Source organism: Bradyrhizobium sp. WU425 (genome assembly GCF_021052305.1).
GTDB classification, from domain to species: domain Bacteria; phylum Pseudomonadota; class Alphaproteobacteria; order Rhizobiales; family Xanthobacteraceae; genus Bradyrhizobium; species Bradyrhizobium canariense_D.
The window spans coordinates 7778151-7792977 of sequence record NZ_CP088089.1; the positions used below are offsets into that span (position 1 = coordinate 7778151).

Consider the following 14827-nt stretch of genomic DNA (forward strand, 5'->3'; position numbering starts at 1 on the left):
CGTCATTGCTAGGGGCGCGAACTACCGCCTCTCGCAAAATTCCCTCATCGCCACCGCCACGGCGCCCGCAATGATCTCCTGCCGCTCCGGGGAGTTCATCGCCATCTCCTCGTCGCGGTTGATGATGGAGCCCGCTTCGAGCAGCACTGCGGCGCTGCGGGTTTGCGAGAGCACAACGAGCCCGTCATAGCGATAGACGCCGACATCCTTGTCGAGCAATTGGCGCCGGTAGCGGCCCATCACCGGCAGGGTGTATTGGCTGGCATAGTGCAGGTCCTGCTCCTTCAGCTGCCTGCCGATCATCCGGGCCAGCATCAGGCTGGCGGCGAAGTGCGGATTCCGCTGCGACACGAACAGAGAGTGGCCCGAAAAGCGGTCGCTGAAATAGCTGTTCGCGCCGTCGAACTCCCAATTCCCGAGCAGCTTGTCCGGCACAGAATCGTGATGGATCGACAGGAAGAGATCGGCCCGGGCATCGTTCGCGGTGCTGACGCGCTTGAACAGGCTCGGTCGCGCCTTGCCGTCGGTGACGAGCAGCCGGGTCGCGGCAAAGCCTTCGGCCCTGAGCCTCGCCGCAATCAGACTTGCAAGCCGGAAGTTGAAGCCGAACTCCGTGTCGTTGCGCGCGCTCAACGCGCCGTAGGAGTCCGCGGTGTGCCCGACATCCACGACGATCCGGAATTTCGACATCTCACACTTGACCGGCGCGTGCTGCGGCTTGGGTTTCGCGATTTTCCGCGCGATAGCAGCATGACCAGAGCCTGCAGGCGCCAGCGACCATAGCAAGATCGACGCGACCAGCGTCGAGACGAGACTTGCGATGATGCTGCGCGGCTGCCGCAAGCGCTACTCCGCTGCCGCGATTCGCGGTCGGCCGACAAAGCCCGTGACGTCACCGAATCGCTCCAGCATCACCGCGGAAAGGTCCTTGGCCTTACTGGTGACGCAGGCGCCCGAGCGCACGGCGTAGCGATCCTGATGCGCGGCGTGCGGCGGCGGCTCGCCCTGCTGAAGCGCCCGCGCCAGCTCCATCACGACTTTCCGGAAATGCATGATACCGAGATCGGTCGGACCGAGATGCTCGCGGGTGCGGTCGGCGATCGGGCCCTGGCTGTCCTGCACGGCCGCATCCTGTTCGGAGACGCCCTTGATGCCGGTGTAGCTCCTGGTCTTCTGCAGCTTGCGGTCGATCAGATAGTCGTTGCCCTTGTGGCGCAGCGGCACGTAATTGTCGCCAACCTCCGCGATCACGCCGTTGCCGCGGTCAAAGACGTCGCGCTCGGCTTGCGTCAGCGGCCGCTCCGGATTCCAGGCATAGGTGTAGATCCAGCAATTGGTGTCGGTGACGGGCACGAAAGTCTGGCCAAAGATGTTCTCACCCGGCATCGCGCTCGGGGCATAGGCGTGGAACGGCATCAGAAATTGCGCAATGCGCCAGTAGATGTTGTCGCCGCCGGTGAGCCGCCCGCCGGCGATGGTGAGGCCCGCCGCGTGCGCGGCGATCTTGATCACGGGACGCGGATCCTCCGCGATCCAGCGCATGTGATCGCTCGACATCCGCGCGATCGGATTCACGAAATGCTTCTTGATGTCCAGGATCTCGTTCTCCTCCTTGTCGAAGGAGAGATGGGCGAAGGTGAAATGCGCGGTGTCGATCGAGCCTTCCAGCGCCTGCACCCAGTTGCAGTCCTGCCATTTCTTGCTGACATAGCGGTGCGAGGCCGGCAGCAGTGCCATTTCGAGATCGGGCAGCTCGGGCATCGCATCCGCGGGACCCATATAGGCCCAGATCATCTCGCCCCATTCGCGCGCCGGATAGGATTTGATACGGATGAGGTCTTTGGCATTGAGGTCGGGATAGGACGTCGGCATGTCGACGCAGCGGCCGTCGGTGTCGAACTTCCAGCCGTGATAGACGCAGCGGATGCCGCATTCCTCGTTGCGCCCGAGCCAGAGATTGGCGCCGCGATGCGGGCAGTACTGATCGATGATTCCGACAACGCCGCGCGTATCGCGGAAGGCGAGCAGCTCCTCGCTGAGAACGATGATCTTCTTCGGCTCGCCGTCGGGTTCAGGGAGTTCTTCGGACAGCAGCACAGGAATCCAGAACCGGCGCAACAATTCGCCCATGCCCGTACCAGAGCCCGACTCGGTCAGGAATTTGTTGTCCTCGGCGCGGAGCATGGAAAATCCTCCCGACGGTCGTTGTTGCCGGCAAGATTGGCGCGGACGCGGGAAGACGTCAACGCGGAACGCGGCGCGCAGGCCGGTTAAACCGGCCGCTCCCCCTTCACCGTCACGCGCGTGCCGGAGCGCGTGTGCGGCCAGTAATCCCACATCGCGCGGTGCTGGGTGCAGCGGTTGTCCCAGAAGGCGATGGCATTCTCTGTCCAGCGAAAGCGGCACTGGAACAGCGGATTCTCGGCGTGCTGGTAGAGATAGGCAAGCATCGCCTCGCTCTCGTCGCGCGGGATGCCGTTGATGTGCCGGGTGAAGCCGCGGTTGACATAGAGCGCCTTCTTGCCGGTGACCGGATGCGTGCGCACCACGGGATGCTCGGCACTCGGATAGGACGGGCGGTCGGCGACGCCGTAATTGGCGTAGAGCCCGCGATAGATCGGCTCGCCGTCATGCAACGCAGTCAGCCCGTCGAGATAGGCCTTCATCCGGTCCGACAGCGCCTCGTAGGCCGCATACATGTTGGCGAACAGCGTGTCGCCGCCGCGCGGCGGGCACTGCTTGATGTAGAGGATCGAGCCCATCGGCGGCTCGTGATCGCAGGACACGTCGGAATGCCAGCCCTCGCCATTGGCCCGCGGCGAATTCGCATCCGCATAGATCTTCATCAGGGCCGGGTCTTCATCCTCATGCGGCGCGGCGGGATGGAAATGCAGCTCACCGAACTTGCGGCCGAAGGCGAGATGCTGTTGAGGCGTGATGTGCTGGTCGCGGAAGAAGATGACGAGGTTTTCGGCAAGCGCGCGGTGGACCTCGTCCATCTGCCGGTTGGAGCGCGCATCGTCGGAGACGAGCTTGCCGATGTCGACGCCCGAGATTTCCGCGCCGATGATCGGGGTCAGCTTTTCGACCGCGATGGTCTCGTAAGGCGCGCCGTCGTCCGTCGCGTGGCGATAGCGCGGGCCCTGCTTGCCGGCGAGTGAGCTCATGGCGTGTCTCCCGATGCATTCTTGCTTGGGAGCATCGTAGCAATGTAGGACGGCTTAGCGAAGCGTAACCCGCCACTTCGCGCCCGCAAAAATAAGGCGGGTTACGCTTTCGCTAACCCGCCCTACGATTCCTGATCTGGAGCAGAACTATTCCGCCGCGGTCACCGGCACCTTGGCGCCCTGGCCGTAGCGCTGCTCGATGTAGTCGATCACGAGTGCTTTGAAGTCGGCGGAGATGGTCGGGCCGCGCAGGGTGCGGAACTTCTTGCCGTCGACGAACACCGGGGCAGCCGGCGCCTCGCCCGTGCCCGGCAGCGAGATGCCGATATTGGCGTGCTTGGATTCGCCGGGGCCGTTGACGATGCAGCCCATCACCGCGACGTTGAGTTCTTCCACGCCGGGATATTTCGTCTTCCAGGTCGGCATCTCGTCGCGGATGAACCCCTGGATCGAGCTGGCCAGCTCCTGGAAGGTGGTCGAGGTGGTGCGGCCGCAGCCGGGGCACGCCGCAACCAGCGGCACGAAGGTGCGGAAGCCCATGGTCTGCAAGAGCTCCTGGCCGACCTGCACTTCGCGGGTGCGGTCGCCGCCGGGCTCCGGCGTCAGCGAGATGCGGATGGTGTCGCCGATGCCCTGCTGCAACAGGATGCCGAGCGCGGCCGAGGACGCCACGATGCCCTTGGTGCCCATGCCGGCCTCGGTCAGGCCGAGATGGATCGCGTAATCGGAACGGCTGGCGAGATCCTGATAGACCGCGATCAGATCCTGCACGGCCGAGACTTTGGCCGAGAGGATGATGCGATTCTTCGGCATGCCGAGCTCTTCGGCGCGCGCGGCCGAGAGCAGTGCGGACTGCACCATGGCCTCGCGCGTCACCGCGCGCACGTCGCGCGGATCGGCGGACGCGGCGTTCTCGTCCATCAGCTTGGTCAGCAGCTCCTGGTCGAGCGAGCCCCAATTGGCGCCGATGCGCACCGGCTTGTTGTTCTTGTTGGCAATCTCGATGATGTCGGCGAACTGGGTGTCGCGCTTGTCCTTGAAGCCGACATTGCCGGGATTGATGCGATATTTGGCGAGCGCCTCGGCGCAGGCCGGATAGGCCGCGAGCAGCTTGTGGCCGATATAGTGAAAGTCGCCGATCAGCGGCGTGGTGATGCCGCGCTTGAGCAGGCCGTCGCGGATGTGCGGGACGGCGGCGGCGGCCTCCTCACGGTCCACGGTGATGCGGACCATTTCGGAGCCGGCGCGGGCGAGCGCTGCGACCTGGGCAATGGTGCCGTCGATATCGGCGGTGTCGGTGTTGGTCATCGACTGCACGACGATCGGCGCGCCGCCGCCGACGGCAACGTCGCCGACCTTGACCTGGGTGGTCTTGTGCCGGGGCGCGGGGCCCGCGACGTCGGAATCGATGGTTTTTTCGAGCTTGTTCATGGCGTCCAAATATCAGGTTTTGGTGACGTTCAGCAATGCATCGCGCGGCGCCGCAGCGGATTGACTGGGACGGTTAACCAGAAAAAGCCCAGCAATGACAAGGACGGCGGCAGCCCCGAATGTCAGGTTCAGCGTGTCGTGCATGATGAAATAGCTACCCACCACGCCAAACAAAGGGGTGATGAAGGTAAAAGCCGACAATTTGCTGGCCGAATAGGTCTTCACCAGCGCGAACCAAAGCGTGAACGTGGTTCCCACGACCCAGATCGCCTGGAAGGCCATCAGGCCCAGCGACAGCGGCGACGGGGTGTGGGGGATGGTCTCCCCGAACAGCCAGGCGGCCAGCCCCAGGATCGGGATCGAGGTCGCGACCTGATAGCCCAGCGCCTTCTCGGGCGCCGCGAAGCGCAGCCGCGTGCCCTTGGCAACCAGCGTGGTCGCCGCCCACAGCGCCGCGCCGCCGACGATCATGAGATCGCCGAGCAGAACATGCGAATCGACGTTGGGCTGCGGCACGCCGATCGCGAGCGCGACACCAGCAAAGCTGATGGCGAGCCCCAGCCATTGCGTCCCACCAAGTCGCTCGCCGAGCACTTGGTAGGAGCCGAGCGCGACGAAGAACGGCGCGGTGTAGAGGAACACGACCGCCCGCGACGCCGGCGTGAAGCGCAGGCCCTGGAAGATCAGCACGAACTCGATGCCGAACATCAGTCCGGCGATCACGCCGGGCTTCCAGGTGCCGTCGCGCTCGAAGAATTTAACGCCGCGCAAGCTGCCGATGATGAACAGCACCGGCAGCGCGCCCATCGAGCGGAACGTGGCCTGAAGCATCGGCGGAATGTCCGGCAGCACCAGCTTCACGGCGATCTGGTTGAACCCCCAGGTCAGGCACAGCATGAGCATCAGGGCGATGGCGCCGGCACTGAGGGGACGACCGGCGGACGGTATGGCTTGAGGTGAGGACATTTCTTCCTAAAAACCGGCTTTGCGCCGTTGTTGCTCTATGCGGCTTTCTGACAATGCGCACAAACGCCCGTGATTTCCACCACCGACAATTTGGGAGCGAAGCCTGAGCTGCGCGCGGCGGCGTTGAGGTCCTTGGCGAAGGATGCCGACGGAATCTCACCGACCAGGCCGCAGCGCTCGCAGATCAGGAACGTCACCGCCGAGATCGCGTCGTGGTCGTGAGCGGCGCAGGCGAGATAGGCGTTGCGGCTTTCGATCCGGTGCACGAGGCCGTTGGCCATCAGGAAATCGAGAGCACGATAGACCGTGATCGGCGCCGGCCGCGACATCGACTTCGCCAGTTCGTCGATGACCTCATAGGCGCCGAGCGGCCGGTGGCTCGAGAGCAGCGCCCCCAATACATGGCGGCGTATAGGCGTGAATTTCTGCGCGCGCTCTCCGCAAACGGCCTCGGCATGCGCCAGCGCATCCGCGGTGCAGCGGCCGTGATCGTGATCGGGCGCGGGAAATGCCGGTTTTGCGAGGGTCATGCGACCGGCGTTCTAGCATTTCGAAAGGGGAACCCAAAGCAGGACCGGCGATGCGGCCAGCAGCCATGCTCGGCCTGCGGGACAGCGTCCCGCAAACCCGCCATGAAATAATCATAAGCTTGCTTATTATATTGCAAGCTTATTGGAGACCAAGCTCATGAGCCCAGGGCCCGTGGACCAGAACTTCCTGTTTACGCTCGCCGAGCTCTATCGCCTGCTCCGGGTCTATGCCGACAAGGAAGCCTCGCGCTTCGGCATCACCCGCGCGCAATGGGCGGTGCTGGCCAAGGTCGAGCGCAGCGAAGGCATGAAGCAGTCGGAACTCGCCGAGCTTCTCGAGGTGCAGCCGATCACGCTGACGCGCCTGATCGACAAACTCTGTGACAGCGACTGGATCGAGCGACGCAACGATCCTTCGGATCGCCGCGTCAAGCGGCTGTACCTGAAGAAGGCCGGGCGGCAGTTGCTCGGGCGGATGAGCGGGCTGAAGTCCGAGCTCACGGCCAACGCGCTCGACGGCATCACTCCGGCGGACGCCCATCGCCTCCTCACCCAACTCGAAACAATCAAGGAAAACGTGCGGTCCGCGATCCAGAGCAGCGGAGCGGAACAAGCGCGTAAGGAGCAACGCTATGGCTGATCAGGTTCTCAAGTTCCAGCCCGAGCAGAAAATCGACGGCGGCAAGCCCACCAAGAAAGCCGGCACCGATCCGCGCCGCCGCCTGGTGGCGGGCCTGCGCCGCTATCGCCGCGTGCTGCTCCTGGTTGTGCTGCCGCTCGTCGTCGCGGTTGCCGGCTTCACCTTCTATCTCAATGGCGGCCGTTACGTCGGCACTGATGACGCCTATGTCGGCGCGCAGAAAGTGCTGGTGACCCCTGATATCTCCGGCAAAATCCAGAAGGTCGTCGTCAAGGAAGGTCAGGTCGTCAAGCACGGCGACGAGTTGTTCGAGATCGACCCCGCTCCGTTCCGTCATGCGTTGGAAGAAGCCAAAGCGCAACTCGCCCAAGCCCGCATCACCTATGACAATCTTGTTGCCAACATCAAGATCTACGGTGACATGCTCAATCTTGCCCAGCAGGGCATGGACCTGAAGCAGCGCGACGTCGAACGCAAGCAGTCGCTGGTGAAGAACAATTACGGCTCGCAGCTCGATCTCGACAACGCGTCCAATGCACTGGTTACCGCCGGCGCGCAGGCGCAATACATCAAGCAGCAACTCTCCAATGCCAAGACCCAATTGCTGGGGAATCCCGAGTTGCCGCTGGAGCAATTCCCCGCCTACGCGCAAGCGAAAGCCAAGCTGGACGATGCCCAGCGCAACCTCGACCACACCGTGCTGCGCGCGCCGATGGATGGCGTGGCAACACAGGTCGAACAGATCCAGCTCGGCCGCTACGTCACGGCCGGCACGCCGGTGTTCTCCATCATCGACGTCGCCCATCCCTGGGTCGACGCCAATCCGAAGGAGAGCGACCTCACCTACGTCACCGAAGGACAGCCGGTCACGCTGGAGGTAGACGCGTTCCCGAACCATATTTTCAAGGGCAAGATCGGCTCGCTCTCGCCCGGCACTGGCGCGCAATTCGCGATCCTGCCGCCGCAGAACGCCAGCGGCAATTTCGTCAAGGTGGTGCAGCGCGTGCCGATCCGCATCTATTTCGACGAGACCGACAAATACGTGCGCAAGCTGAAGGCCGGCATGAGCGTTTACGCCACCATCGACACCGGCCACCAGCGCTCGCTCGCCGGTCTGCTCGGCCTGTCGGCGACCGCGAGCCAAGACAAAGATCAGGACAAGGACTAATCCTATGGCGGAGTCCAATCCCGCCCTTATGGTCCCCGGCCTGCGCCGGAACATGGTGACAATCTGCGCCATGACGGCAACCATCATGCAGGCGCTGGACACCACCATCGCCAACGTCGCCCTGCCCTACATGCAGGGTACGCTGTCGGCTTCGCAGGACCAGATCAACTGGGTGCTGACCTCCTACATCGTCGCCGCCGCGATCATGACGGCACCGGTGGGCTGGATCGCCAACCGCTTCGGCCGCAAGCGCATCTTCATCATCTGCTCGGCCGGCTTCACCATGGCATCGGTGCTGTGCGGGCTTGCGCAGGACATCAACCAGATGGTGTTATTCCGCCTGCTGCAGGGCGTGTTCGGCGCGGCGCTGGTGCCGTTGTCGCAATCGGTGATGCTCGACTATTACACGCTCCAGGAACGCGCCAAGGCGATGTCGATCTGGGGCATGGGCGTGATGATGGGGCCGATCATGGGCCCCTCGCTCGGCGCCTGGCTCACCGAGACTTATTCCTGGCATTGGGTGTTCTTCGTCAATTTGCCGTTCGGCGCCATCACCGTGATCGGGCTGATCATCTTCATGGACGAGACCCGGAAGGATCTCAGTCTCAAGTTCGACTGGTTCGGCTTCGCGGCGCTGGCGGTCGCGATCGGGTCGCTTCAGCTCGCGCTCGACCGCGGCGAGCAATTGGGCTGGCTCGAATCGGGTGAGATCCTTGCGGAGTTCATCGTCTCGGCCGTCGCCTTCTACTTCTTCATCGCGCATTCCTTCACGACCTCGACACCGTTCATCCGCTTCGGGCTCTTCAAGGACCGCAATTTCGTCACCGGCTGCGTGTTCATGGTCGTGATGGGCCTCGTGCTGTTCTCGACCATGGCGCTGGCCTCCCCCTATATGCAGAACGTGATCGGCTATCCCATCATCACCGCGGGCCTGCTGCTGGCGAGCCGCGGCTTCGGCACCTTCTTCGCCATGATGCTGGTCGGCCGCATGATGCGTTACATCGAAGCCCGCACACTGATCATCACCGGCCTGACGCTGACCGCGGGCTCGCTGTTCCAGATGACCGGCTGGACCGATTTGACCCAGGTGCCGGAGATCGTGACCGTCAGCGTCATCCAGGGCTTCGGCTTCGGCCTCGTCTTCGTGCCGCTATCGACGGTGGCGTTCCTGACCTTGTCGAATGAGCTGCGCACCGACGGCACCGCGATGCTGACCTTGATGCGCAACGTCGCGAGCTCGGTGGGCATTTCCGTCGTCATCGCCCAGCTGACACAAGGCACGCGGCGGACCTACGCGATCCTGTCCGAACACATCAACCCGTTCAACCATGCGCTCCAGATGCCCAGCGTCAGCGGCATGATCAATCTCTCCACCGACGCCGGTCGCGCCATGGCCGATCGCATGGTCAGCGTGCAGGCGCAGATCATCGCCTTCGCGCACGACTACGAGCTGGTGATGTTCTTCATCCTCTGCACCATCCCGCTCGCCCTGCTGATCGGCTCGACCAAGGCCACCCTGCGCAAGCAGGCGGCGGGGCCGGAACATGCGGTGATGGAGTGATGCCTTCGCCGGGACGACACCGATGATGTTGCGCGCCTCTACCCCAAAATCTCCTCGCAGCCCAGATCCTCGACCGCCATCATCACCCGCTCCAGATTATTCCACCAGATCACCGGTGGGATGTTGATGCTCCACTGCCAGACTGGCTTGGTGATGTGCCACAGCACCGACCGCCGATAGTCCTGGTCGAGCGCGCCGCGCGTATAGCCGCTGATACCGTGCGCCATCAGCGTGTCGTGGTAATGATTGAGCAGAAGGCGTTCGAACGCCTGCCGGCGTTCCGGATACCAGTGCAGCGCCATCATGTAGGCGAGGTCGTGAGTCGACACGTTGATGTCCCACAAGTCGAAGTCGAAGATGCGGACAGTGTCGGACACGCCGGCGCGCGGCAGCAGAAAATTCCAGATGTGGGCATCGCCATGGGTGATGGTGAGGTGGCGATGCGAATGGTAGCGCAGTGACATCCTGTCGGACCGATCGATGAAGCGGCGGTAGAGCGTGCGGCGCTCTTCACTGAGACGATCGCCGAGCTGATCAGCGAATCGGTCGTAATGGGATGCGAACGTTTCCATATGCCCCGCCGTATCGTCGGTGCTCGCCCAGACCCCGACGGTCTCGCCGAGACCAGCATGGTCCCACCACGCCGCGTGCCAGCGCGCGAGCGCGGCGACGATGGCCATCGCCTGAGCGCGCGATGGCGGCAGCGGCCATTGGGTCGCTATCTCGTGACTATCAGTGAGATCCTCAAGCAGGAGATGCCAGGCGAGGCTCTCCTCGTCGAAATTCCCGTCAAAGCAGCGCGGCACCAGCAGCGCGGGCGTTCTGGGTGCAAGCTGTGTGTAGTAGGCCACCTCATGGCGACCGGCATTCGCCAGCGGTTTGGCAAACGCGGCATGGGGCGTCTTGAGAATCAGTGACTGCGGCGAGCCGGCGGATTCCCCGACATAGCGCAGGCCGAGTCGGGTGATATGCGACACGACCGTATCGCGCTCATGCAGGACCTTGACCTCGCGCACGGCACCGGCGTCCAGTGCGCCAGCCTTGCGCAGCGCCGCGGTTAGATTTGCCGCGTCCGCCACCGCCGGCAAGCGTGTATCTTTCATGCGCGCCCGACCCCCGTCGCGTTGCTCCATTCTGTACAACCGCGCTGCCGGGCGCCAGCGGCATCAGCCGCCCGGCTCAAGCCGCAGCGGTCGAGTCACGCACGGTCCTGACGACAACCGACCGGAGCTGCTCGAGATTGGCCGCCATGCCGGCGATCGCCTGCCTGACCTCCGCGGCGCGCTCGTTCACGGAGGCGGCGTCGCGGCTGACATCACCGATCTTGGCCGAGACCTCCTTCGCCGCGGAAGTCGATTCGGAAATCGACCGCGTGATCTCGCGGGTCGCGGCGTCCTGCTCTTCCATCGCGGCGGCAACCGAGGTGGCGACGCCGTCGATCTCGACGATGTGGCCTCCCATGGTTTCGACGGCGTCGACGGCGGCTTGCGTCGAGGCCTGGATCTCGGCGATCAGCCGCGCGATCTCCTCGGTGGATTTGGCGGTCTGGTCGGAGAGGGATTTCACTTCGGCGGCGACCACCGCGAAGCCACGGCCGGCCTCCCCGGCGCGCGCCGCCTCAATCGTGGCGTTGAGTGCCAGCAGATTGGTCTGGCCGGCGATGCCGCCGATGAGGTCGGAGACCTCGGCGATCTTCTTCACCGATCCAGCCAGCGTCTGGATGGTCGAGCGCGCCTGTTCCCGACCGGCGACCGCCGATTTTGTAACCGTGCTGGTCCGCGCGACCTGGATTGCGATCTCGCGGATCGAAGCACTGAGTTCTTCAGCTGCGGCCGAGACGGTCTGCGAGCTGCCGAGGGCCTGGGTGGAGGCGGCTGCGACCGCCTGCGATTGTGTCGAGAGCGACCTTGCGATCTCGGACAGACTGGAGGCGGCACGCTCCACGCCTTGCGTCGCCGCGCTCGCGGTGTCGACCGAGCGGCCGGTCTCGCGCTCGACGGTTTCGGCCATGTGATGCAGGGCCTCACGCTTGGCGAGCGCCGCCTCCTGCTCCTTCTGCAACTGCTCCTCGCGCAGGCGGAAATTCTCGACCGCGGACTGCTTGAACACCAAGAGCGCACCCGCCATCGAGCCGACCTCGTCCTGCCGGTGCGCGAAAGGAATATCGGCGGCGAGATCGCCGGTCGCGAGCTTTTGCATCGCGCTGGTCATGCGCACGATCGGGCGCATCACGCCGAAGGCGACGCCGAGCAGGCCCGCCGCAATGAAGGCGAGGACGGCGGCGGAGACGCCGAGGAGGATGTAAAGCATCGAGCTGTCGCGGTCCGCGGCCAGCTTCTCCATGTCGGCATTCTGCTTGTTGGCGCTCTCGACGATGCTGTCGATGACGGCGCGATGCGCGGTATAGGCCTCCCTGAGCTGCGCGTAGGCCCGCTCGGAGACGGCCGTATCCTTGGCCTTGAGGGCGGGGAGGAGCTGGTCGGACAACAGCTTCCAGAACTTCTGCACCTCGGCGTCGGATTTCGATACCAGGGTCGTCTTCAGGTCGGCCGAGAGGCTGGAGGTGACCCAGAATGCCTTGCGCTCGTCGTAATCCTTGCGGAGCTGGGCCAGGCGTTCGGCATGGGCCGCCAGCTGGTCGGGCTCGCGCATGGCGAGCGTGGCCTCGAGGTAGGCCTCGATCACATATTCCGGCGGCGGCAGGATGTCGGCGATGAGATCGTTTCCGAGCTTGATATCAGAATAGAGCGGACCGCCGACCTTGAGCTCTTTCAAGGCGTAGAGGCTGGTCGAGACCACGGCGGTAAAGCCGATGGCCAGAACGATGCCGAAAGCAATGATTGCGGAAGAAAGCGAAAGACGAATTTTCATGGAAAAATCCAATGGGCCGCGCTGAATCCCACGGACCCTAAAGGATTACGGTAAACACGGGATTGCATCGCGCGGAAATTGCATCGCGCGAACTCCGGAAAAATACGGGAAATGGCGTCAGGTCAACGGTTTCGGGCAGCGAAGCTTGGGCCCGTCCTCCGCTGTCGTCCCGGATCGGGGCTCCGCCTGTCCGGGACGGCGCTGGGGGTCACACGTCGAAAAATACCGTTTCGTTGTCGCCCTGGAGCCGCAGGTCGAGCCGGTACACCGGCTTGCCGGCCTCGCGCACGGCCGTCAGCGTGGCGCGACGGTCGGCAGGCACCACCGCCAGCACGGGATCGGCGGCATTGCCGGCCTCGTCACTGAAATAGATGCGGGTATAGAGATGCCGCAGCATGCCGCGACCAAACACCGCAAGCAGGACATGCGGTGCCTGCGGCTTGCCGTCGGGATCGGGCACCACGCCCGGCTTGATGGTTTCAAAGGAATAATTGCCGTCCTTGTCGGTGCCGCAACGGGCAAAGCCACGGAAGCTCGCATTCGACAGCCCGCGCTTGTCCTGCGGATCCGCGAAGCGCCCCTGCCCATCGGCCTGCCATATCTCCAGCATGACATCGGGCACGGCGACGCCATCGCCGTCGAACACGCGGCCCTCGATCCGGACGCGGTCGCCGGTGACGTCGGGCGTCAGGGTCGAGTTGGTGAACGCATCGTTCCAGGCGTACTCACCGGTCGGCGTCAGGCCGTATTTGAAGAACGGGCCGACGGTCTGCGACGGCGTGATCCCATTGTCCTGCACTTAATGGTTCTCCATAGGCGTGGCGTTCTTGCCGCGCAGCACGATGTCAAAGCGGTAACACAGCGCCCATTCGGGCTGGGTGTTCTCGAGATCAAACGATGACACCATCCGCGCCCGCGCCTTCTCGTCCGGCACCGAATTGAAGATCGGATCGAACGGGAACAGCGGATCGGCCGGGAAGTACATCTGCGTCACGAGACGCGTGACGAAGGAATGGCCGAACACAGAGAGATGGATGTGTGCGGGACGCCAGGCGTTATGATGGTTGCCCCAGGGATAGGCGCCAGGCTTGATGGTGACAAAGCGGTAGTAACCGGAGACGTCGCTCACGGTGCGGCCGGCGCCCGTAAAGTTCGGATCGAGCGGCGCCGGATGCTGGTCGCGGACGTGAACGTAACGGCCGCAGGAATTGGCCTGCCAGATCTCGACCAGCGAGTTCGGCACGCCGCGGCCGTCCTCGTCGCACACATGGCCGTGCACAATAATGCGTTCCCCGAGCGGCTCGCCGGTGTGTTGGGTGGTGAGATCATTGTCGCCCTCGCGAACGGTCTCGTGGCCGTAGACCGGGCCGGTCAGCTCCGACAGTGTATGGCGCATCGGGATCAAGGGCTTGTTCGGCGCCCGCTTGATCGAGCTTTTGTACTCGGGCGACAGCGGCAGCGGATGCGCCGTGTTGCTGTCGACGGGATAGATGAATGTCATTGGCGAACTCCTCCCCGGCCCTTTTCCGACCGGTCAACGCTTCCGCCAATCATTATAGGATATAACTAATTGGGGGAAGCGGCTTTGAGCCCTATTTGATCGGCGGACGCGGCAGGACGGCCTCGCCGGCTTCGAGCCGATAGACATGGTCCAGCGAATACCAGGGCGTCGCGACGTCGCGCTCGGTCGGATGTGGCGTGTCATGGCGCAGGAACTTGCCGATCAGCGCTTTGGTCACGCCGAACTGCACGTCACTATCGATATGCGGGTCGGCGGGGTCGTAGACCTGCGAGATCAGCACCTTGAATCCGGGCTTGAAGACCAACGCGTGCAGGTGCGCGGGACGATAGGGATGCCGGTTCTGCGCCTCCAGGAGGCGGCCGACCACGCCGTCGGTCGGAATGGGATAGCCGACCATCATCACGGAGCGGAACGAGAAGGCTCCGTCCTGGTCGGTCGTAAACTTGCCGCGCAGGTTCATGTCGGCCTGCTCGGGGTCCTGGTTTTCATAAAGACCAACCGGCGACGCGTGCCAGACGTCGACCTCGGCGCCGGCGACGGGACGGCCGTCCTTGTCCACGACGCGGCCGTTGACGAACAGCGGCGCGCCTGGGGTCTCGGAGCGGACGATCGATCCGCCATTTTCCACCCGCGGCGAGTTCAGCCGCCAGAATGGTCCGAGCAGCGACTGGTCGGTCTCCGTGTTGCCCTCATCGCCATTATTCAGCAGGCACACCAGCGGCGAGACGCCGAGCGAGCCTGCCATCAGCACGACCTCATTATGCGTGTCGGTCGAGAGCTTGCCGAGTTCGGCGATAACAGCCGTGGCGTCGCGGAATTCCTTCTCGGTCAGGCGAACGTCGCGAACAAAACCGTGCAGATGCTTGACCAGGGAGACCATGATCTGGCGTAGCCGTGGATCGGATGTCTGCTCCATCACCGCCAAGGCCGCGGCCGTGACGTCCTGCTCGCGCCCGATGATCATGGGATGC

14 protein-coding genes are annotated in these 14827 nt (G+C 63.9%); 3 read left to right on the forward strand and 11 right to left on the reverse strand.

Features of this window, described 5'->3' with window-relative positions; genetic code table 11:
- Nucleotides 1-21: 21 nt before the first annotated feature.
- The 6 genes from BcanWU425_RS36955 to BcanWU425_RS36980 form a co-directional block, all read right to left on the reverse strand.
- Entirely contained in the window at nucleotides 22-843 is an 822-nt protein-coding gene (locus tag BcanWU425_RS36955; protein ID WP_204513103.1) for an N-acetylmuramoyl-L-alanine amidase, read from the reverse strand.
- 3 nt (nucleotides 844-846) lie between these two features.
- Nucleotides 847-2184 carry a Rieske 2Fe-2S domain-containing protein gene (locus tag BcanWU425_RS36960; RefSeq protein ID WP_204513102.1) on the reverse strand — a complete coding sequence of 446 codons (1338 nt, stop codon included), beginning with the start codon at nucleotides 2182-2184 and terminating at the stop codon, nucleotides 847-849.
- 86 nt (nucleotides 2185-2270) lie between these two features.
- On the reverse strand, nucleotides 2271-3167 hold the full coding sequence (locus BcanWU425_RS36965) for a TauD/TfdA dioxygenase family protein (protein WP_204513101.1): 897 nt from the start codon (nucleotides 3165-3167) through the stop codon (nucleotides 2271-2273).
- A 147-nt stretch (nucleotides 3168-3314) separates the two neighbouring features.
- A complete protein-coding gene (gene ispG / locus BcanWU425_RS36970) occupies nucleotides 3315-4598 on the reverse strand; it encodes a flavodoxin-dependent (E)-4-hydroxy-3-methylbut-2-enyl-diphosphate synthase (RefSeq protein WP_231189567.1) in 1284 nt (427 codons plus the stop codon).
- A 12-nt stretch (nucleotides 4599-4610) separates the two neighbouring features.
- Nucleotides 4611-5564 (reverse strand): DMT family transporter, encoded by a 954-nt coding sequence (locus tag BcanWU425_RS36975; RefSeq protein WP_007615962.1) that lies wholly within the window; start codon nucleotides 5562-5564, stop codon nucleotides 4611-4613.
- Between the two features lie 35 nt (nucleotides 5565-5599).
- Nucleotides 5600-6094 (reverse strand): Fur family transcriptional regulator, encoded by a 495-nt coding sequence (locus BcanWU425_RS36980; RefSeq protein ID WP_018455910.1) that lies wholly within the window; start codon nucleotides 6092-6094, stop codon nucleotides 5600-5602.
- 157 nt (nucleotides 6095-6251) lie between these two features.
- On the opposite strand from BcanWU425_RS36980, the gene BcanWU425_RS36985 reads away from it, so the two are divergent.
- From BcanWU425_RS36985 to BcanWU425_RS36995, 3 genes are read left to right on the forward strand one after another with little or no spacing between them, the layout of a single operon-like run.
- Nucleotides 6252-6734: a MarR family winged helix-turn-helix transcriptional regulator gene (locus BcanWU425_RS36985; RefSeq protein WP_026233050.1), complete on the forward strand. Its 483-nt coding sequence runs from the start codon at nucleotides 6252-6254 to the stop codon at nucleotides 6732-6734.
- The gene (locus BcanWU425_RS36990; protein WP_204513099.1) at nucleotides 6727-7902 is read left to right on the forward strand and encodes an HlyD family secretion protein; all 1176 of its coding nucleotides are present in this window, start codon (nucleotides 6727-6729) and stop codon (nucleotides 7900-7902) included. Before BcanWU425_RS36985 ends, BcanWU425_RS36990 begins: the two co-directional genes overlap by 8 nt.
- Nucleotides 7903-7906: 4 nt before the next feature.
- Nucleotides 7907-9463, forward strand: coding sequence for an MDR family MFS transporter (locus tag BcanWU425_RS36995; RefSeq protein ID WP_204513098.1), 1557 nt, complete (start codon nucleotides 7907-7909; stop codon nucleotides 9461-9463).
- Between the two features lie 38 nt (nucleotides 9464-9501).
- Here the strand turns inward: BcanWU425_RS36995 and BcanWU425_RS37000 are convergent, their stop codons facing one another.
- From BcanWU425_RS37000 to BcanWU425_RS37020, 5 genes are all read right to left on the reverse strand, one after another.
- Nucleotides 9502-10566, reverse strand: coding sequence for an ecdysteroid 22-kinase family protein (locus BcanWU425_RS37000; protein ID WP_231190987.1), 1065 nt, complete (start codon nucleotides 10564-10566; stop codon nucleotides 9502-9504).
- Between the two features lie 76 nt (nucleotides 10567-10642).
- Nucleotides 10643-12334 (reverse strand): methyl-accepting chemotaxis protein, encoded by a 1692-nt coding sequence (locus tag BcanWU425_RS37005; RefSeq protein WP_204513097.1) that lies wholly within the window; start codon nucleotides 12332-12334, stop codon nucleotides 10643-10645.
- A gap of 208 nt (nucleotides 12335-12542) precedes the next feature.
- A complete protein-coding gene (pcaG, locus tag BcanWU425_RS37010; RefSeq protein ID WP_085349771.1) occupies nucleotides 12543-13133 on the reverse strand; it encodes a protocatechuate 3,4-dioxygenase subunit alpha in 591 nt (196 codons plus the stop codon).
- Nucleotides 13134-13835, reverse strand: a complete 702-nt coding sequence (gene pcaH, locus BcanWU425_RS37015) for a protocatechuate 3,4-dioxygenase subunit beta (protein ID WP_085361940.1) — start codon at nucleotides 13833-13835, stop codon at nucleotides 13134-13136.
- 91 nt (nucleotides 13836-13926) lie between these two features.
- Nucleotides 13927-14820 carry a dioxygenase family protein gene (locus tag BcanWU425_RS37020; protein WP_085349769.1) on the reverse strand — a complete coding sequence of 298 codons (894 nt, stop codon included), beginning with the start codon at nucleotides 14818-14820 and terminating at the stop codon, nucleotides 13927-13929.
- Between the last annotated feature and the right edge of the window lie 7 nt (nucleotides 14821-14827).